Source organism: Colwellia sp. D2M02 (genome assembly GCF_018860755.1).
GTDB lineage: Bacteria > Pseudomonadota > Gammaproteobacteria > Enterobacterales > Alteromonadaceae > Colwellia > Colwellia asteriadis.
Genome location: NZ_JAHKPW010000010.1, coordinates 1,454 through 20,082 on the forward strand (window position 1 = coordinate 1,454; position 18,629 = coordinate 20,082).

The window sequence follows — 18,629 nt, forward strand, 5'->3', positions numbered from 1 at the left end:
AACTATCAAGCTAGAGATTGAGAAAAGTAATTTTTATTATATTTCAATTTGTTAAATATCTCTTAAACCGAGTTCAGGTTAACTATCAAGTTTCAACCATTTTTTAACGGCGGTAGCAAGTTCATCTGGATGAAATTTAGGAATAAAGTCTTCAGCCCCTACTTTCTCAACCATGGCGTTGTTAAAAACACCACTTAATGAAGTATGTAAAATAATGGGCATTTTAGCCATACGTTCATTTCCTTTCACTTCAGCCGTTAAGGTATAGCCATCCATTTCAGGCATTTCTATATCAGAGATCATTAAGGCGACTTTTTCAGTAATACTATTTTCACAGGTTGCTTCTATTGCTTTAAGTTGATCTAACGCATCCCGACCATTTTTAGCCAAAATCATATTAATACCCAAAGGCTCTAAAGCTCGCTTAACTTGATTTCGAGCAACAGTGGAATCATCAGCAATCATCACTAACTTTTCACCAATGCTCTCCCCGACACTTGTATCAATGATATCTTCACTGACATCGGTAGAAACAGGGCTAATCTCGTTGAGTATTTTCTCTACATCTAAAATTGACACCATTTCATTGTCAATTTCAGTCACCGCAGTTAAGTAACTTGATTTACCAGCCCCTTCAGGCGGCGGCATCACATCAGCCCAACTTAAAGTAACAATTCGTTCAACCCCCGCTACAAGGAAACCTTGTACACTACGATTATATTCAGCAATAATAATAAAACTTTCGTCTGTTTGCTCAATAGCAGGACCACCGGTAGATTTACTTAAATCAATAACCGAAATAGTTTGACCACGTATATGAGCAACACCTTTAATAAAAGAGTCTTGCTGAGGTAGCATTGTTAATCTAGGACATGGCATGACTTCACGTACTTTAAAAACATTGATACCAAAACGCTGTCTACCTATTAGTTTAAAAAGTAAAAGTTCGAGTCTATTCTCACCAACAAGCTGTGTTCGTTGGTTAACGGAATCTAGTATACCTGCCATAAAAACCTCATTTAAATCTGCACTGTATTTTTAGTATTGCTTAGAAAGCATGAACAACTTAATTAATGTATATCATCAGTATTACTGCACAAAGGCATATTTCTTGAAGTATACAGTTAATAATACAAAAAACGCCATTAAGCGTCTGATTATTGACACTTGTTCTTATTGTCTTTCATACTAATAACTTAAATTAAGCATAGACGACAATTCACATTTACCTATAGGTAGATAACAAAATATATGAGTTATATGAAACTTTTTTTCTACATTTTATTATTTGGGCAATTCGCTTTAGCGAAATCTTTCGCTACATCCTATGACCATGCTTATATTGAGGAGTTAGCTAAAAGCGCCTTAGAAGCATATTATCCCGCCGAAGATAACGAGAAAGTATCAATCACCGTCGCCTCGATTGATCCTAGAATTAAGGTACAAACGTGCCAAATACCACTTGAAGCGAATATACCTGAAAATAGCTCAGGTAGAAACGTAAATGTTAAAATAAGTTGTGATGATTCAAACCCCTGGAATATTTATTTGCCTGCAAAAGTAGAAGTTACCCTCCCTGTTATTGTCGCCAAAAAAACAATTGGTAAAGGTAGTGTTATCACAGCAGATCATATTGAAAAGGTTTACCTCTCAGCGACAAAAATCAGAGGAGCTATCGTAAATAACGAGGCACTAGTTATAGGAGCAAAAGCTGAAAAACGTATTGCTAAAGGAAGAGCCTTTAACCCTCGCAATATTTGTTTAGTTTGTGAAGGGGATATAGTAACTATTATTGCATCAGGTAAAAATTTCAGCATAAAAGCTCGAGGTGAGGCTTTAAGTTCAGGTAATAACCAAGAGCAAATTCAAGTCAGAAATAGTCGTTCTAATAAAATAATTACCGCCACAGTTAAAGCTATTAACACGGTAGTAATTAACCTATAATTTTACTAAAGTTATTTGCTGATTTGTCGATAATACCTGTATAAGCAAATACACGATTACCACACAATTGCCAAAGGATACTGTTATGGCTATAAATATCAACAACTTGAGTAACAACAACCAAGTTACCCAAAATAAACAAGCACAAGTTAAACAACAATCTGCGCAGGTAGCAACGAGTAATGCTCAACCGAAATCACCTAATCAAGATTCAGTTTCAATTACTCCACAGGCAAAACAACTGCATGAGCTACAGAAAAAAGCGAGTGATGGACCAGCTGTTGATCAAAAAAAGATTGATGAGTTGAAAAAAGCCATTAGCTCTGGAGAATATAAGGTTGATCCAGAAAAGCTTGCTGCAAGTATTGCTAAATTTGAGTTTGAACTAATTTAACTTGATTTTCACGAGTCAACGTTTAATGATAAACGCAATAATATAGCTAACATTAATAGGCTTGCATATGCCCAATTTATTAGAATTACTCGCGCAACAGTATCAGCAGTTGCTGTTGCTTGAGCAAGTTATTGCCAAAGAAAAAGAAATACTACAAAAACACCAGCCTGATGAGCTATTACAAGTAAGCCAAGAGAAAAACCAATTTCTCCTCGATATTCAAACACTCGATCAAAGCATTGTACAACACCCAGATTTCACCACAGATAAAGCTGCTGGTAAGTTAGACTCTGTACTTGCAGAGATCACGGTAACGTTAGAGCGCTGCCAACAACAAAACCAAGTTAATGGTCAAATCATTCAACAATCGCAACTTGCCGTTGAACGAATGAAAACAAGCTTATTAGAAAAGCACAATAAAAGCGCGATTACTTATGATAGTAAAGGTAAGAAAAGTGCTGGATTAAGTAGTATTGGTTTAAAAGCTTAAGCCTTAAGTAATATCTTTATCTTGCGGCCAAGATAAAGATATTAAAAAGCTAAATAGTCGTTAAAAGTAAGACACTTCTTTGACTTCTTGGCGAGGGTTATTTGCTTCGTATATTTTATAAACGTCTTCAAAGTCTAATTGTAACTCGGTCGCGTATGTGTCTCCAACAGGGTAACTTTTAACTACTTTAGCTCCGCGAATAACACCTTGAACCGAAGACTTTAATTGACTGTCATTGATCAACAAATCAGCCATTGTTGTTTGCCCTTCAATTTTTTGCCCGTAAACTTGCTCAGCTAACTCTGCATAAGCCGCAATTTTAGAAGCCTTTATTGCCATTAGCATACGCTGTGTCTCATGTGATGACTGCTGCAAACTAATTGGCGCATAGCCTATCGCATTTAAAACAGGAAAACTCTCAGGTTTTACTGACTGCCACTGTACATGCTTATCATAAATACTAGAGCAGGCTAAACTCAAAAAAAGCGTGGTACTGATAAAGACAGCTCTGGTTACTTGTTTAATATTCATTATCACTACTTCCTATCTCTATTTTACTTAACTTTCATAGCCCTAACTTGCACCCGAAATTAAGTCAGATACCGTTATTCTTGAATACTCACTGCACGTTGCTCATTAATGAGCATATTGTCACTGCGAATAATCATGCCATCGACCATTTTAACTTTTTCGTTTGGGTTCATTTCATCGCCTAAAACCCACTGTGGGATAAATGACTGGGCTGTAGCAACAACCACTTTAGATTGAATACCTATCATGCGAGCATTGACTAAAATACCGTTTTCTTGCTCTACCATAGTACCAGCAACCACGTAGTCAATTATCTGGCGCTCAGGTAACTCTTTCCAGTCGCGACTAAAGACGTAGTCACCTTCTTTTGTGACTCTAATATGGCCTGTGGTTTTAAAATCAATCACTACTAAGCCATGGCGTTGTAACTCATGCACAAAGCTTTCAGCTAGTTGGTTCCCTAACCAATTTGTTGTTTCTAAATCATCAAGTTTAACAAAGGAAGTTACTGCAACAGGTGTTTTAGCATTAACAAAGCTGCTACTTTCTAACATTTGATAAGCCAAGCCCTTAACCACATCATTAATGGCGTGCCGAGGTAAGTTAAAGCTATCTATTTCGGCCTTATCGACATGATTTTTTTGATAAAAATCATCATTCGATGTTACTCCACATGAAAACAGTGCAGGTATAAATAATGGTATTAGCCATTTTTTCATTGTATTCCCCTTTTAAAACGTAATCATTTATAGCTTATTACGTTAGAAATAATTCAATATAAAACCAATAATAGAAATAAATGCATATTTCAAGCCAACACAGACAACTTAATAACGACAAATTTTATTAGGCATAATAAATGCATGGTTTAAAATAATAGCGTTACACTAATTAACCTCGACGAGATATATCATTATGCGCCATTGGTTTTACTCTTTTATTATAGCAAGCCTTCTATTATCGCTGACTTTTACCAGCACCTCAGCTTCAAGCCAGTGGTATGAAACTCAAGGTCACGCCTCGATTGACGATGATGACATTGCTGTAGCACGTAATAAAGCTGTTGAAAATGCGTTAAAAAAAGCACTATTAGTTGCTGGGGCTAGTGTATCGAGCGTTCAACAAGTGGTTAATGGGCTCTTAACACAAGATCAAATAAGTATTCGTGCGAGTGGTAGTGTTAATGCTATTGAACTTGTTGATGAGTTACATTCTGGCAATTTAATTACCGTGACTATTCGTGCCGATATATTTCCACAAGAAAAAAAGTGCTTCGCCGTTAACTTTAAAAAGTCATTGCTGTTGACTAAAAGTCACTTAGTGAATCGCGAACAGGCTAATATCGGCAAAATTTATCCTATTGATACCGCCATTATAAAAAAGTTAGAAAAGCACTTAACGGCCGATAGTAATTTCACTTACAGTCGTAGTATTTTTAACAGTAAAACTGAATTCTCTCGATTAAATAATAGTTTAGAAGGTGAACGGATAAAGGACCTTGTACGCTCTTTAGGTGGCTCAACTGATAGCCAGTATATTTTATTTAGCGAAATTAATGATCTTTCTTTTGAAGATCAAGCGACAAACTCATGGCAGTTTTGGCAGCAAGGTATTTATCCTAGAACCCTATCATTAAGCTTTTATCTTTATAGTGGCTTTAGTGGCGATTTAGTGTGGCAGAAAGATTATCAAGATACGGCAATCTGGTCTTTTACTAAGCGCAAAACTATTGATGTTAATAGCATTATTTTTTGGCAGAGTGAATATGGCTCCATGATTAATAATATGTTGACTCAAGTCACCAAAGATATTGACGAGAATGTTATGTGTGAGCCTAGCAAAGGTAAAATATTACAAGTGAATGGTAATAAAATTACTTTTAACTTAGGCCGAGATCATGGCGTGAAAATTGGTGATGAATTTACATTATTACATGCTAAAGACTTTAACAGTAATGAGGGAAAACGCTATTCCGGCTTCAATGTAAGTCCTTATAAAGTAAAAGTAACTCAGCTCACCCGAGGCACGGCTATAGCACACACTCCAGATAACAGCCTATTTGGCAATATTCAAATTAATGACTTTGCGGTCAGGTATTAAAATAACCTCACGGGCATAAAAACAAGAAGGGAGTTGGCGCTTCATGCAGGAGTCGAACCTGCGACTTTCTCCTTAGGAGGGAGACACTCTATCCTGCTGAGTTAATGAAGCAGTTGTATCGTCTTCTCTTAAAAGTGCACTTATATAAAGGCTTATTGTACTGAATACTTATGAGGTAAAGCTCCGACACTACATGTACGGGTAAGTCGGAGCTTGAATTTCCTTGTGCAATGATAGCGTATACAAACGCTATTTACTCGATTGCGTTATTTCTACATCCATGTTGTCTGCTACTGAAGCATTACTTAGTATCGCTGACACGGTCATTATCAATACAGCTAAAATAACCGAAGACAGCTTACAGCCTCGAGAGGATGGCTTCTTCATTATTTACCTTTATTGTATACTTATTGCTTAATTATTATATTTCTTGCAAAGCGATTAAAACTTAAACGATTAATGACTGTTTTTCAAGTGATTATCTAAGGAAATTATAAATACTTCCGCTTTCCCCGCATTACTCTTTAAACTACTTAACGTAAAAATCAAAGTAATCAAGTTAAGTTAAGCGCATTGACTACCGATTTTCATCAAAGTATTTTGCTTGATGAGCTTTTTGTTGCTCTAGTGTTGTTATTGAAACTTTTACCGAAGCACTTAGTACACCGTCACCTGAAGCTAAAAAGCCAACATTGACATTACCGTGTAATAATTGACAAACTTCTTTGATAATTGCCATTGATGTACTGTAAGAGCCAAGGTCCTTACTTGTTGCAATATTAAATTGTTCTCTGCTATACGGTGTAAAAACATCACCTTGATTTGAAAAAATAAAAAAGAGTGTCGCACTATCCATTTTGTGCTGGTGTAACTTTACCGCTAACCGCAGCGGTGTTTCACCGAACAATTGTTGAGCGCTTTTAATCAGTAGACCAAGTAATTTTTGAATACGTAACTCATCGCTATTAATAAAGTGTGGCACTTCACTATCAATTAAAAAATAAATCGTTTTATTTTCATTAAGCTTTTCGCCTTTAAGTATCAACTCTTCTCTATTTAATAAACCATATAAATCAAACGTATCGTGTTTAACACTAACTTTTCCTAGCTCTATTTCAGAAAGGTCAGCCATGGTATTCAATAATTGTCCAATGGTATTACTGGCATGATAAATACCCGATACTTGCTTATTATTAATCCCTCGTTGTTTCAATTGTTCAACAAAGGTTTTAATCACCTGTAGTGGCATGCGCAACTCATCATTAAACGCCTCTAAAAAGTATGTTTTAGCGATACTCCGCTTTTCGAATTTACTTTTATCAAGCCTCAACGCACGAGTTTTTAATTCGACCTGCTGATTTAATTCACTCGAGTAAGCCACGGTAATGAGTACTAATAATTGAAAAAGTAATGCTCCTATTGCCCCCCCCAACAAAACATACCAAGTATGGGCATTCATTTCTTGTATAAGCCAGGGCTTATATTCACTAATACTAATTCGCCATTGCCTAGAGTGTACTGATATTTCACTAAAGTCGATATGCCGATTAATGCCGCTAACGCCTTGGCCATATATCAAATAAGGTGTGTTGCCACTAATATCTTCTATATTAATAGAAATTTTTGGGTTGTACTTTTTAGTTAACGAATCAAAAAAAGATTCAAATTGCACCACTGCCACGACAAAGCCTTGCATTTGACTCAAAAGTGCTGGCTGAGGCTTTGAATTACCGTAACGGTTCAGCGCGACGGGAGTCAGGTGAGGTACTGCGGTACTAAAGAAAATACTAGGTTTAGCAAAGTTATCTTGCTCTACTAATGAAGGCTCACTAGCAAAGATACCTGAGGCTTGTGAAGACGTTAGTAGTGACTTTTGAAACATACCATAAACATCAACCCCTAATAACTGCGCATCACTTTTAGGATAAATGTAGAGTAACGGCGCGTAGATAGACTTTAACGAAGGCGCATTACTTTTCAACGTATCGGGCATTTCCTTAATATTATAGGTCTTTTGCAGCTCTTTGGATGCAAGGTGCTCGAATTCTGTTTTCATGTTTCTGTGAACTAAAGGAGCCCACTTTAAAGCAATAACACTATCACTATGCGAAAATATTCGCTCACTAAACAACATAAACTCATCTGACTCAACATGTTCACTTGCATAAAATAATGCCGACATACTTTCAACCTGCATGACGACATTATCAATTTCTTGCACTATATCTTGTGTTATTTCTTGCTTAGTTTGAAGGAACTTATCAAGCCGGTAGCTTTGTTGTTCATTTTGCGAGGTTATAAACAACGTAAAAATGGCACTTGCACCTAATATAGAAGTTAGAGTTACAAAGAAGCGTTTACGAATATTAAAAAGTGTTTTCTCTTTGCTCAGCAGCAGAAGTGGGATAAAAAATACAGCAAACAACATGCTGGTAACCCAACTAGAAACAAAGGTATATAGAAATGTTCCTTGTATGGTTTGGTTATCTAGTATTGAAACAATTAATACTGCTGTTGCTGAAATTAAACTGGCTAAAGGACCAATACGTAATAAAAAAATTAAAAGTAAACGCCTTGATTTCAGCCACTTGGCTTGATAAACCAATCTAAATGCTAATTGTTTAGTTAACACACCTTGTAAGGTTATCGCTAATAAAGCGATAGACATGATTGCTACTGTGGGATTGAGCTCTAAACCATAATAGAAAAAACCTGCAATAAATGGCGTGGTACATAAAATACCAATAAAAGCAATGCTCCCCCAAATAATAACTAAACCGCTAAATAATGCCGCAGCAGGTGCAATAAAGTTAATAATAGACAAAGGTTCAATAATTAACATTGCGCTAATACAAAGACAAAAGTAAAGCAGAGAAACAATAAAAAAACGCTGTAAATTATGCTGCATAATAATAGGTTGCTGAGCTGATTGCAGGTTGATTAATAAAGTGTTTGGCACGCCATACTAGCACTATATTCGCCGAATACTTAATTACAATGTAAATAATATAAAAAATAACGTAATTAAATTTGCGCTGCTCGCTTAGCTAAGCGAAAATGCCTATTCAATTATTCAAAAAAACAAGCTGTTTAATCAGCCCTTGTGTCACAATATAATCTGGAGCAAATATGTCGTCGCGTCAAGAACTGGCAAATGCCATTCGTGTTTTGAGTATGGATGCTGTACAAAAAGCAAAATCTGGTCACCCTGGAGCCCCTATGGGTATGGCCGATATCGCCGAAGTGTTATGGCGTGATTTTTTAAAGCATAACCCAACTGATCCTAATTGGGTTGATCGTGATCGATTTATTCTTTCTAACGGTCACGGCTCTATGCTTATCTACTCATTATTGCATTTATCTGGCTACGACTTATCTATTGAAGATTTAAAAAACTTCCGTCAATTACACTCAAAAACACCAGGTCACCCTGAATATGGCTACACCCCTGGTGTTGAAACTACCACAGGCCCTTTAGGCGCTGGTATTTCTAATGCGGTAGGTATGGCTATTGCCGAAAAGACTTTAGCGGCACAATTTAACCGCCCAGATCATAACATTGTTGATCACTTTACCTATTGCTTCTTAGGTGACGGTTGTTTAATGGAAGGTATTTCACATGAAGTTTGCTCGCTTGCTGGTACTTTAGGCTTAGGCAAGTTAATTACTTTTTGGGATGACAACGGCATTTCTATTGATGGCCATGTTGAAGGTTGGTTTACTGACAACACCCCTGCCCGTTTTGAATCATACGGCTGGCATGTGATCAGTGTTGACGGTCATGACCCTGAAGCTATCAGCAACGCCATTGCTCAAGCACAAGCCGTTACTGATAAGCCAAGCATGATTTGCTGTAAAACAATTATTGGTTTTGGCTCACCAAATAAGTCAGGTACTCACGATTGTCACGGCGCACCATTAGGTGATGATGAGATTGCCGCAACACGAGAATTTTTAAACTGGCCTCATAAACCTTTTGATGTACCTAGTGACGTATACGCTCAATGGGATCAAAAAGAAAAAGGTCAAGCAAGCCAAGTTAACTGGACTGAAAAGTTCTCAGCATACCAAGCCGCGCACCCAGAGCTTGCAGCAGAGTATGAACGCCGTGTTATTAAAGGTGAATTACCACAAGAGTTTGAAGCAAAAGCCAACGCATTTATTGAACAATGTCATACTGCTTCTGAAAACATAGCGTCACGTAAAGCGTCACAAAATGCTATTGAAGCCTTTGGTAGCGTATTACCTGAAATGCTTGGTGGCTCTGCAGATTTAGCTGGCTCAAACTTAACACTATGGTCTGGCTCAAAAGGTATAGAAACAGACCCTGCCGGTAACTACATTTTCTACGGCGTACGTGAATTTGGTATGAGCGGTATTATGAACGGTATTTCATTGCACGGCGGCTTTATTAACTACGGCGCAACTTTCATGATGTTCATGGAATATGCACGTAACGCAGTGAGAATGTCAGCATTAATGGGTATTCAAAATATTTTTGTTTATACCCATGACTCTATTGGTCAAGGTGAAGATGGTCCTACACATCAGCCTATAGAGCAATTAACTAACTTACGTACCACGCCAAACTTAACAACATGGCGTCCGTGTGATGCAACAGAGTCAGCTGTTGCTTGGAAAGCGGCAGTGCAAAACCAAAAAGCACCTTCAGCGTTAATCTTCTCTCGCCAAGGTTTACCTGCGATGACTCGCAGTCAAGCACAGCTAAGTGAAATAGCCAAAGGTGGCTATATTTTACAAGACTGCTCAGGTACGCCAGAGGTTATTTTAATTGCAACAGGCTCAGAAGTAGGCTTAGCAGTTGACTCAGCTAAAGCATTAACAGAGCAAGGAACTCAAGTACGTGTAGTTTCTATGCCTTCCACCAATGTGTTTGATCTGCAATCAAAAGAGTACAAAGAAGCCGTTTTACCAGCAGCCGTAACTAAACGTGTTGCCATTGAAGCTGCCCATGTAGATTTTTGGGCTAAATATGTTGGCTTAAGTGGTGCGGTAGTTGGCATGACAACCTTTGGTGAGTCAGCTCCAGGTAATGTATTACTAGAGCATTTTGGCTTTACTGTTGATAATGTTGTTAACACTGTGAATGCACTGTAACCATTAACAACAAACTAGCGATATGTTGAGCCATGATAACTTGGCTCAACAATAGCTAACTGAGGAGAGGCGTAATAGTCTCTCCTTTTATTACCTTCTTAAGTTTTAAGTATAAATATCCCTAAATGACAATAAGAATCGCCATTAATGGCTTTGGCCGCATTGGCCGCAGTGTTGTAAGAGCACTTTATGAGAGCAATAAAACTGACGCTTTTACCCTAGTGGCTATAAATGAACTTGCCGAGCCAGAAGGTATCGCGCACTTATTAAAATACGATACCGCTCATGGCCGTTTTGCTCATAAAGTTTCTCAAAACAATAATACCCTCACCATAGATAATGACGATATTGCGTTAACGCATATAGACAACCTGAGCGAGTTACCTTGGCAAGCCCATCAAGTTGATATTGTACTTGACTGTACGGGTAAATACGGAACACAAGCCGATGGCAAAGAGCACCTAGCACAAGGCGCTAAACAAGTATTGTTTTCACACCCTGGTACTAATGATGTTGATAGCACCATTATTTTTGGTGTTAATCACCACACATTAACCGCTAATGATAAGGTTGTTTCTAATGGCTCATGTACGACTAACTGTATAGTGCCAGTAATAAAAGCCCTTGATGAAGCCTTTGGTGTCAACAGTGGCACTATTACCACCATACATTCATCAATGCACGATCAGCAAGTTATTGACGCTTATCATAGTGACTTACGCCGTGCACGTGCCGCAAGTCAATCCATTATTCCTGTCGATACAAAACTTGCCGCAGGTATAGAGCGCATTATGCCTAAATTTAAAGGCCGTTTTGAAGCGATTGCCGTACGCGTACCAACGGTCAACGTAACCGCGATGGATTTAAGTATTAGTGTTGATACCGACGTTACGATTAATGATATTAATCAGGCTATTCAATCAGCCAGTAATAACAACACTGATCTAGCAGGAGTATTAGCCTATACCGAAGAACCTCTAGTATCCGTTGACTTTAATCACGACCCTCATTCTTGTATTGTTGATGGCAATCAAACACGAGTGAGTCACAAACGCTTGGTCAAAATGCTTATTTGGTGTGATAACGAATGGGGCTTTGCCAACCGTATGTTAGATACCGCACAAGCTATGTCTAACGCCAGCGCTATTGGTAATGCCAAATAATATAGCCAGAATAAAAATTTAGAAGAGTAAACTTTAAGCCATAAACTAAAAATATATTTAATACACTAGTGTCAAAACCTATTGGAGATAAGAATGTCGATTATTAAAATGTCTGAGTTAAACCTTGCCGAGCAACGCGTACTTATTCGTGAAGATTTAAATGTTCCAGTATCTGACGGTAAAATCACCTCTGATGCACGTTTACGCGCCGCCTTACCTACACTAAAACTTGCTTTAGAAGCAGGCGCAAAAGTCATGGTAATGTCACACTTAGGGCGTCCAACGGAAGGCGAGCCAGCAAAAGAATTTTCATTACAACCTGTTGCTGATTACTTAAGTGCAGCACTTAACTACCCAGTAAGATTAGTAAGCGACTATTTAGAGGGTGTTGACGTTGCCGCAGGCGAGTTGGTTATTTTTGAAAACGTTCGTTTTAATGTCGGTGAAAAGAAAAATGATGACGGTTTAGCTAAAAAACTAGCGGCACTATGTGATGTATTTGTTATGGACGCTTTTGGCACCGCACATCGCGCACAAGCAAGTACTCATGGCGTAGCAAAATATGCCCCAACAGCCTGTGCTGGTCCATTATTAACAGCAGAGCTTGACGCACTAGCAAAAGCTATTGAAAGCCCAGCACGCCCATTAGTTGCGATTGTGGGTGGCTCAAAAGTATCAACTAAACTTACCGTCCTAGATTCATTATCTAAAATAGCAGATACCATTGTTGTTGGCGGCGGTATTTCAAATACTTTTGTTGCCGCAGCAGGTAACGAAGTAGGCAACTCTTTATTTGAAGCCGACTTAATTCCTGAAGCACAACGTTTATGCGCGCAAACTAATGTGATTTTTGCTAGTGATGTTACGGTCACCCGCGATGGCTTTAGTGACTGGAAACATGATTCAGCCACAACAATTAAAAAAGCATCAGAGGTTGACGCACAAGATGACATTATTGACTACGGTCCAGAAACAGCGGCTAAAGTTGCTGAGATCATTAAGGGTGCAGGCACTATTTTATGGAACGGCCCTGTAGGGGTTTTTGAAATTGATGCATTTGCTAAAGGCACCGAAACTATCTCACACGCTATCGCACAAAGCAGCGCCTTTTCTGTCGCTGGTGGCGGTGACACTTTAGCGGCTGTTGATAAGTATGATATTGCTGATAAAGTTTCTTATATTTCAACAGGCGGCGGTGCTTTCTTAGAGTTTTTAGAGGGTAAAAAGCTACCTGCTGTTGAAATTTTAGAGCAACGCGCCAGCGCTAAATAACAATGCAGTAAACCAATAGTACTTCATGCGAGCTCTTATCTTGCAAAGCTTTGGTGCTAAATTTAGTAAAGCGAGCTTATAAGCTCGCTTTTTTATAGGTGATTTATTATGCCTACGAAGATCATAGCGCCAAGAGTTATAGCTATTAGCTAGAGAAAAATAGTACCTACCGTTCAATATATTAACCTAATAATCTACGCTTACTCTCCAAACCTAGTCTACCCTTAAAATAGCAACTAAAACATTTCAAAACAACAAACCGACTTATGTTGTTAACTTTCACAAATAAAACAGTAAAAAAACCAAAGAGCAGGATATTTGTTTGTATTTATTGTAAGTTTCGAACAAAAAACAACTCAATAGTGACGGAGTCGTTTAAAATGCAAATTTATGAAAAATAGCGCTGACAGAAATATTCGTATTCTGATATAATTTTGACCGTACAAATAAAAACTTTCAACACCACCATCAAAAATGACCACCTCAAAATACTTAGGAGTATCTCAATGGCTTTAATTTCAATGCGTCAAATGCTAGATCATGCAGCAGAGTATGAATATGGCATTCCAGCATTTAATGTAAATAACTTAGAGCAAGTACGTGCGATAATGCTTGCCGCAAGTGATACTGATAGCCCAGTAATTTTACAAGCCTCAGCTGGCGCACGAAAATACGCTGGTGCTCCTTTTTTACGTCATTTAATTTTAGCGGCTATTGAAGAGTTTCCACATATCCCGGTAGTAATGCACCAAGATCACGGCACTTCTCCTAGCGTATGCCAACGCTCAATCCAACTAGGCTTTTCATCAGTAATGATGGATGGTTCATTAATGGAAGATGGCAAAACACCAAGTAGTTACGACTATAACGTTGAAGTAACGCGTCGTACTGTTGAAATGGCTCACGCTTGTGGCGTTTCAGTAGAGGGTGAATTAGGCTGCTTAGGATCACTTGAAACAGGTTTAGCCGGCGAAGAAGATGGCGTTGGCGCTGAGGGTGTATTAACTAAAGAGCAAATGCTTACTAACCCTGAAGAAGCTGCTGACTTTGTTAATAAAACACAAGTAGATGCCTTAGCTATTGCTTGTGGTACATCACATGGCGCGTACAAATTTACTCGCCCACCTACCGATGACATTTTAGCGATTGATCGCATTAAAGCAATTCATCAGCGTATTCCGCAAACTCACTTAGTTATGCATGGCTCTTCTTCTGTTCCACAAGAGTGGCTTGCTATCATTAATGAGTTTGGCGGTGAAATACCTGAAACCTATGGTGTACCGGTTGAGCAAATCCAACAGGGCATTAAAAATGGCGTTCGTAAAGTTAATATAGATACTGATTTACGCTTAGCAGCGACAGGCGCTATACGACAATTTTTAGCACAAAACCCTAGCGAATTTGATCCGAGAAAATTCTTACAAGTATCAACCAATGCTATGTATGATATTTGTAAAGCGCGTTATGAAGCTTTCAATACCGTGGGTCATGCAAGTAAAATTAAACCTATCAACTTAGACAGTATGTTTGATCTTTACCAGCAAGGAAAATTAAAGCCACTGATTAAAGGCTTTTAGTTTCTTATTAAAGAAAGAAATAAAAAATAAAGGCAGCTTAACGAGTTGCCTTTATTTTATCTTTAGCTAACTCAACACTACTCCCTCAAAATTGTTAAGAAAATGTTATTATTTAACACTACAACGTAATATTATTGTACTTCATCGAAATTAATCACTTTTATCATTACGTGCCATTGCGCTGTTAAATGCCTCTTAGGTATACTTAAAAATTAACCGTTTAACTCCACGCTTAAAATAGCCACTTATTAAAACCATAAAAACACTAATTAGAAGTCTTATGTTCCGTATTGCATTACCACTAATATCACTCACCTTCATTAGCTTACTTTCTACACCTATTGCCGCTAAAGGTTATTCTAAGTCATCGAAGGCCATAAAAAGTAATCATGCAAGTATTGCAACAACGGCAGACATTTTATCAAGTTTAGAAAAAGCACAACAACAGCCGGTCAAAGTCGCTCCTATTTTCTCCGCATCTGCGCAACTAGGCTTTCTCTATTTAACGGGCAATACTCGCAGCGCCGATATGAAAGCCGGTGTTGATTTTCGTTTTGAAAAAAACTTATGGCGTAGCTTGGTCTCATTTGACTCATTAATAAAGAAAACAGAAAGCACCGACAGCGAAGGGGATAAAAACTTTGAAACTACCGACAACAAGTGGAGCATAGTCACGCAAACTAACTACACTATCAATACCGCAAAACGCAACTACCTTTACGGTAACTTATCTTATGAAGATAATCGCTTTTCTAGTTTTAAATCACAGGCGTCATTATCAACAGGCTGGGGGCGACGTTGGTTTGAAACCAGTAAAGCAAGCTTAGATGCCGATATAGGCCCAGGCTTTAAACGAGATGTCACAAGAATTAGTCAAGAAGAGCTTGATAATGGTTTACATAGTGAAACGCGTGATACCTTAATGTTACAAGCACAAGCCCTGTATATTAGAAAGATTAATGAGCATATTGAGTTTAAGCAATTAGTTATCGCAAAACATGCTATTGAAAAAGGTGAAAATAGTTTATATAAAACCGAAACTTCAATCACCAGTAAACTCATCGACTCATTACAAATAAAGCTTAGTTTTATTATTGATTACAACTCAAAAGTTGATGACGAAAAAGAAAATACTGACACACAAACCGCAGCCGTTTTGGTTTATAGCTTTTAAGCAATAACCACATCAGTAAATAATTAGCTAACGGTTGTTAATCTTCTTACAACTTACAACAAATCAATTTGCTTATATCACCTTAACTAATCTAAAATGAGCGCAACAATAACTTAGATAAGTAAAAGGTTTTTTATGGCTCAGCCACTACCAGACAAATTCATAATGTCGATGCACCGCGTTAGTAAAGTGGTGCCTCCTAAACGTACTATTTTAAAAGACATTTCGTTATCATTTTTCCCTGGCGCTAAAATCGGTGTTTTAGGCTTAAATGGCTCAGGTAAATCTACCCTACTTCGCATTATGGCTGGTGTTGACACCGATTTTGAAGGTGAAGCTAAAGCACTAAGCGGTACTAACATTGGTTATTTACCTCAAGAGCCGGTTTTAGACGAAGAAAAAACAGTTCGTGAAATTGTCGAAGAAGCCGTTGCTACGGTAAAAAATGCCTTAAAACGCCTTGATGAAGTGTATAACGAGTATGCAGCTGAAGGCGCTGACTTTGACGCTTTAGCAAAAGAACAAGGTGAGCTTGAAGACATTATTAATACTCAAGATGGCCATAATATTGACAACGTATTAGAGCGTGCTGCAGACGCATTACGTTTACCGCCTTGGGAACAGCAAGTAAAGGTACTTAGTGGTGGTGAGCGTCGCCGTGTTGCACTTTGTCGCTTATTACTGCAAAAACCCGACATGCTATTACTTGATGAGCCAACCAACCACTTAGATGCAGAGTCTGTTGCTTGGTTAGAGCGTTTCTTACACGACTATTCTGGAACTGTGGTAGCCATTACCCATGATAGATATTTCTTAGATAATGTTGCGGGTTGGATTTTAGAGCTTGACCGTGGCCATGGTATTCCATGGGAAGGTAACTACTCATCATGGCTTGAGCAAAAAGATGCTCGCTTAGAGCAAGAAAGCAAAGCAGAGAGTGCTCTACAAAAAACCATTAAGCAAGAGCTTGAGTGGGTACGTTCAAACCCAAAAGCTCGTCAATCTAAAAGTAAAGCGCGTATGGATCGTTTTGAAGAACTTAATAGTCAAGATCATCAAAAACGTAACGAAACTAATGAACTTTATATTCCACCTGGCCCACGTTTAGGTGATAAAGTTTTAGATGTTAAAAATCTAACTAAATCTTTCGGCGATAGAGTGCTTATCGACGATTTAAGTTTTAGTATTCCTAAAGGGGCGATTGTTGGTATTATTGGGCCAAATGGCGCGGGTAAATCCACTTTATTTAAAATGATGTCAGGCGCTGAAAAACCTGACTCAGGAGAAGTAACTTTAGGTGATACCGTAAAGTTAGCCAGCGTTGATCAGTTCCGTGATGACATGGATAATAGCAAAACTGTTTATCAAGAAATCTCTCAAGACCACGATATTTTACAAATTGGTAACTTTGAAATTCCAAGTCGTGCTTATGTGAGTCGTTTTAACTTTAAGGGTAACGATCAACAAAAGATCATTGGTGATTTATCAGGTGGTGAGCGTAACCGTGTTCATTTAGCAAAACTTGTACAAACCGGTGGCAACTTATTATTACTTGATGAGCCAACCAACGACTTAGATGTTGAAACGTTACGTGCACTTGAAGAAGCATTACTCGAGTTCCCTGGTTGTGCAATGGTTATCTCTCATGACCGTTGGTTCTTAGACCGTATCGCCACACATATTTTAGACTACCGCGATGAAGGTAAAATTAACTTCTATGAAGGTAACTTTACCGATTATGAAGCATGGTTAAAGAAAACATTAGGCCCTGCAGCAACTGAACCGCACAGAATAAAGTATAAAAAAATCAGCGCATAATATAGCTCAATAAAACCGATAAAAAGGCAGGTAAAATCATTATTTTACCTGCCTTTTTAATTTTTACTTTTTAATAAAAGCCAGCTATGCTAAATACACACTTCCTTAGTATGTATTGGTTTCAATGGAAAATAGACGACAATTTACACGAATATTATTTTCGATCAAAGCAGCGCTACACATTGAAGACAGGGTTTATGAAGTAGCGCTTCATGATATATCACTTAATGGCGCATTAGTTACGGTTAAAGACTCAAGTGATGTTTTAAAAGGTAAACTTGGCACCTTAGAGTTCTTCCTTTCTGATGGTGAGTCTAAAGTAACCATGCACATTGCCGTTGTTCATGAGCATGAACACGAAACAGGCATACGTTGCAACGCTATCGATATTGACAGCGTCACGCACTTAAGACGCTTAGTAGAGCTCAATTTAGGTAATGATGAACAACTGAGTAGAGAGCTAAGCCAATTATCACGTTTACCTGACAATTAACTTATCAGACAATCACTTATCAAAAAATATACTCTCAAATAATTAAGGACACTGAATGAATCACCTTATCATTTCTTGTATTGGCCCAGATAAAAGCGGTCTAGTTGATACTTTATCTAAAATAGTCCGTGAAAATCATGGTAATTGGCAGGTCAGTAGTTTACATCACCTCTCTGGTTTTTTTGCTGGTGTTATCGAAGTGGCAGTAGAGCAGCAATATAGCGAAGCATTAACCTCAGCGTTAAAAACAATACCGGGCTTATCATGTCAAATTGAGCTTGCAGAGCCTAATATTCCAACCGTTGAAAGTAACTTAGTGCTTGATATTACTGCCAATGATAGAGCTGGTATTATTCAAGAGCTCTCTTCAGTAATTCACCATAACGGTGGTAACTTATTAAAATTAGTTAGCGCACAAGATAACGCTCCCCATACTGGACAAGCCATCTTCAAAGCGAAAGTAAAAATAGCCTTAGCTGCGCATGATATAGATCCGTTAATTAGTGCCTTAGAAGATACTGCAGATGATTTAATGGTAGACATCAGCCGTTAGCT

Annotated in this window: 17 protein-coding genes and 1 tRNA gene; 12 read left to right on the top strand and 6 right to left on the bottom strand. The window is 38.1% G+C overall.

Going from position 1 to position 18,629, the window contains the following annotated elements; all coding sequences use genetic code 11:
- Positions 1-78: 78 nt before the first annotated feature.
- Positions 79-1,008 carry a chemotaxis protein gene (locus tag KO495_RS00895; RefSeq protein WP_215978514.1) on the bottom strand — a complete coding sequence of 310 codons (930 nt, stop codon included), beginning with the start codon at positions 1,006-1,008 and terminating at the stop codon, positions 79-81.
- Positions 1,009-1,260: 252 nt separating this feature from the next.
- Between KO495_RS00895 and flgA the strand changes: the two genes are divergently transcribed.
- From flgA to flgN, 3 genes are all read left to right on the top strand, one after another.
- Positions 1,261-1,944, top strand: coding sequence for a flagellar basal body P-ring formation chaperone FlgA (flgA, locus tag KO495_RS00900; protein ID WP_252738740.1), 684 nt, complete (start codon positions 1,261-1,263; stop codon positions 1,942-1,944).
- 85 nt (positions 1,945-2,029) lie between these two features.
- Positions 2,030-2,338 (top strand): flagellar biosynthesis anti-sigma factor FlgM, encoded by a 309-nt coding sequence (gene flgM / locus KO495_RS00905; RefSeq protein ID WP_215978516.1) that lies wholly within the window; start codon positions 2,030-2,032, stop codon positions 2,336-2,338.
- Between the two features lie 67 nt (positions 2,339-2,405).
- Positions 2,406-2,828 carry a flagellar export chaperone FlgN gene (flgN, locus tag KO495_RS00910; protein ID WP_215978517.1) on the top strand — a complete coding sequence of 141 codons (423 nt, stop codon included), beginning with the start codon at positions 2,406-2,408 and terminating at the stop codon, positions 2,826-2,828.
- 60 nt (positions 2,829-2,888) lie between these two features.
- Here flgN and KO495_RS00915 read toward each other — a convergent pair whose 3' ends face one another.
- A complete protein-coding gene (locus tag KO495_RS00915; RefSeq protein WP_215978518.1) occupies positions 2,889-3,359 on the bottom strand; it encodes an LPP20 family lipoprotein in 471 nt (156 codons plus the stop codon).
- Positions 3,360-3,433: 74 nt separating this feature from the next.
- Positions 3,434-4,078, bottom strand: a complete 645-nt coding sequence (locus KO495_RS00920) for a FlgO family outer membrane protein (RefSeq protein ID WP_215978519.1) — start codon at positions 4,076-4,078, stop codon at positions 3,434-3,436.
- Positions 4,079-4,274: 196 nt separating this feature from the next.
- On the opposite strand from KO495_RS00920, the gene KO495_RS00925 reads away from it, so the two are divergent.
- Complete coding sequence (locus KO495_RS00925; protein ID WP_215978520.1) at positions 4,275-5,459, top strand: flagellar assembly protein T N-terminal domain-containing protein; 1,185 nt, start codon at positions 4,275-4,277, stop codon at positions 5,457-5,459.
- A gap of 34 nt (positions 5,460-5,493) precedes the next feature.
- Here KO495_RS00925 and KO495_RS00930 read toward each other — a convergent pair.
- The 3 genes from KO495_RS00930 to KO495_RS00940 form a co-directional block, all read right to left on the bottom strand.
- A tRNA-Arg gene (locus KO495_RS00930) sits at positions 5,494-5,570 on the bottom strand.
- A gap of 138 nt (positions 5,571-5,708) precedes the next feature.
- A complete protein-coding gene (locus tag KO495_RS00935) occupies positions 5,709-5,846 on the bottom strand; it encodes a hypothetical protein (protein WP_215978521.1) in 138 nt (45 codons plus the stop codon).
- A gap of 190 nt (positions 5,847-6,036) precedes the next feature.
- Entirely contained in the window at positions 6,037-8,418 is a 2,382-nt protein-coding gene (locus KO495_RS00940; protein ID WP_215978522.1) for a CHASE domain-containing protein, read from the bottom strand.
- A gap of 170 nt (positions 8,419-8,588) precedes the next feature.
- Here KO495_RS00940 and tkt point away from each other — a divergent pair, with 170 nt between their 5' ends.
- The 8 genes from tkt (at position 8,589) to KO495_RS00980 (ending at position 18,627) form a co-directional block, all read left to right on the top strand.
- Entirely contained in the window at positions 8,589-10,577 is a 1,989-nt protein-coding gene (gene tkt, locus KO495_RS00945) for a transketolase (protein ID WP_215978523.1), read from the top strand.
- Between the two features lie 125 nt (positions 10,578-10,702).
- The gene (epd, locus tag KO495_RS00950; protein ID WP_215978524.1) at positions 10,703-11,740 is read left to right on the top strand and encodes an erythrose-4-phosphate dehydrogenase; all 1,038 of its coding nucleotides are present in this window, start codon (positions 10,703-10,705) and stop codon (positions 11,738-11,740) included.
- A gap of 93 nt (positions 11,741-11,833) precedes the next feature.
- Positions 11,834-13,012: a phosphoglycerate kinase gene (locus KO495_RS00955; protein WP_215978525.1), complete on the top strand. Its 1,179-nt coding sequence runs from the start codon at positions 11,834-11,836 to the stop codon at positions 13,010-13,012.
- A 506-nt stretch (positions 13,013-13,518) separates the two neighbouring features.
- Positions 13,519-14,589: a class II fructose-bisphosphate aldolase gene (gene fba, locus KO495_RS00960; protein WP_215978526.1), complete on the top strand. Its 1,071-nt coding sequence runs from the start codon at positions 13,519-13,521 to the stop codon at positions 14,587-14,589.
- A gap of 280 nt (positions 14,590-14,869) precedes the next feature.
- Positions 14,870-15,763 (top strand): DUF481 domain-containing protein, encoded by an 894-nt coding sequence (locus tag KO495_RS00965; protein WP_215978527.1) that lies wholly within the window; start codon positions 14,870-14,872, stop codon positions 15,761-15,763.
- A gap of 135 nt (positions 15,764-15,898) precedes the next feature.
- Positions 15,899-17,581: an energy-dependent translational throttle protein EttA gene (gene ettA, locus KO495_RS00970; RefSeq protein ID WP_215978528.1), complete on the top strand. Its 1,683-nt coding sequence runs from the start codon at positions 15,899-15,901 to the stop codon at positions 17,579-17,581.
- A gap of 124 nt (positions 17,582-17,705) precedes the next feature.
- On the top strand, positions 17,706-18,074 hold the full coding sequence (locus KO495_RS00975; RefSeq protein WP_215978529.1) for a PilZ domain-containing protein: 369 nt from the start codon (positions 17,706-17,708) through the stop codon (positions 18,072-18,074).
- Positions 18,075-18,129: 55 nt separating this feature from the next.
- Positions 18,130-18,627 (top strand): ACT domain-containing protein, encoded by a 498-nt coding sequence (locus KO495_RS00980; RefSeq protein ID WP_215978530.1) that lies wholly within the window; start codon positions 18,130-18,132, stop codon positions 18,625-18,627.
- Positions 18,628-18,629: the final 2 nt, after the last annotated feature.

Coding starts and splice junctions, on each gene's coding strand:
- KO495_RS00895 (WP_215978514.1), bottom strand. CDS start 1,008: ATGGCAGGTATACTAGATTCCGTTAACCAACGAACACAGCTTGTTGGT.
- flgA (WP_252738740.1), top strand. CDS start 1,261: ATGAAACTTTTTTTCTACATTTTATTATTTGGGCAATTCGCTTTAGCG.
- flgM (WP_215978516.1), top strand. CDS start 2,030: ATGGCTATAAATATCAACAACTTGAGTAACAACAACCAAGTTACCCAA.
- flgN (WP_215978517.1), top strand. CDS start 2,406: ATGCCCAATTTATTAGAATTACTCGCGCAACAGTATCAGCAGTTGCTG.
- KO495_RS00915 (WP_215978518.1), bottom strand. CDS start 3,359: ATGAATATTAAACAAGTAACCAGAGCTGTCTTTATCAGTACCACGCTT.
- KO495_RS00920 (WP_215978519.1), bottom strand. CDS start 4,078: ATGAAAAAATGGCTAATACCATTATTTATACCTGCACTGTTTTCATGT.
- KO495_RS00925 (WP_215978520.1), top strand. CDS start 4,275: ATGCGCCATTGGTTTTACTCTTTTATTATAGCAAGCCTTCTATTATCG.
- KO495_RS00935 (WP_215978521.1), bottom strand. CDS start 5,846: ATGAAGAAGCCATCCTCTCGAGGCTGTAAGCTGTCTTCGGTTATTTTA.
- tkt (WP_215978523.1), top strand. CDS start 8,589: ATGTCGTCGCGTCAAGAACTGGCAAATGCCATTCGTGTTTTGAGTATG.
- epd (WP_215978524.1), top strand. CDS start 10,703: ATGACAATAAGAATCGCCATTAATGGCTTTGGCCGCATTGGCCGCAGT.
- KO495_RS00955 (WP_215978525.1), top strand. CDS start 11,834: ATGTCGATTATTAAAATGTCTGAGTTAAACCTTGCCGAGCAACGCGTA.
- fba (WP_215978526.1), top strand. CDS start 13,519: ATGGCTTTAATTTCAATGCGTCAAATGCTAGATCATGCAGCAGAGTAT.
- KO495_RS00965 (WP_215978527.1), top strand. CDS start 14,870: ATGTTCCGTATTGCATTACCACTAATATCACTCACCTTCATTAGCTTA.
- ettA (WP_215978528.1), top strand. CDS start 15,899: ATGGCTCAGCCACTACCAGACAAATTCATAATGTCGATGCACCGCGTT.
- KO495_RS00975 (WP_215978529.1), top strand. CDS start 17,706: ATGGAAAATAGACGACAATTTACACGAATATTATTTTCGATCAAAGCA.
- KO495_RS00980 (WP_215978530.1), top strand. CDS start 18,130: ATGAATCACCTTATCATTTCTTGTATTGGCCCAGATAAAAGCGGTCTA.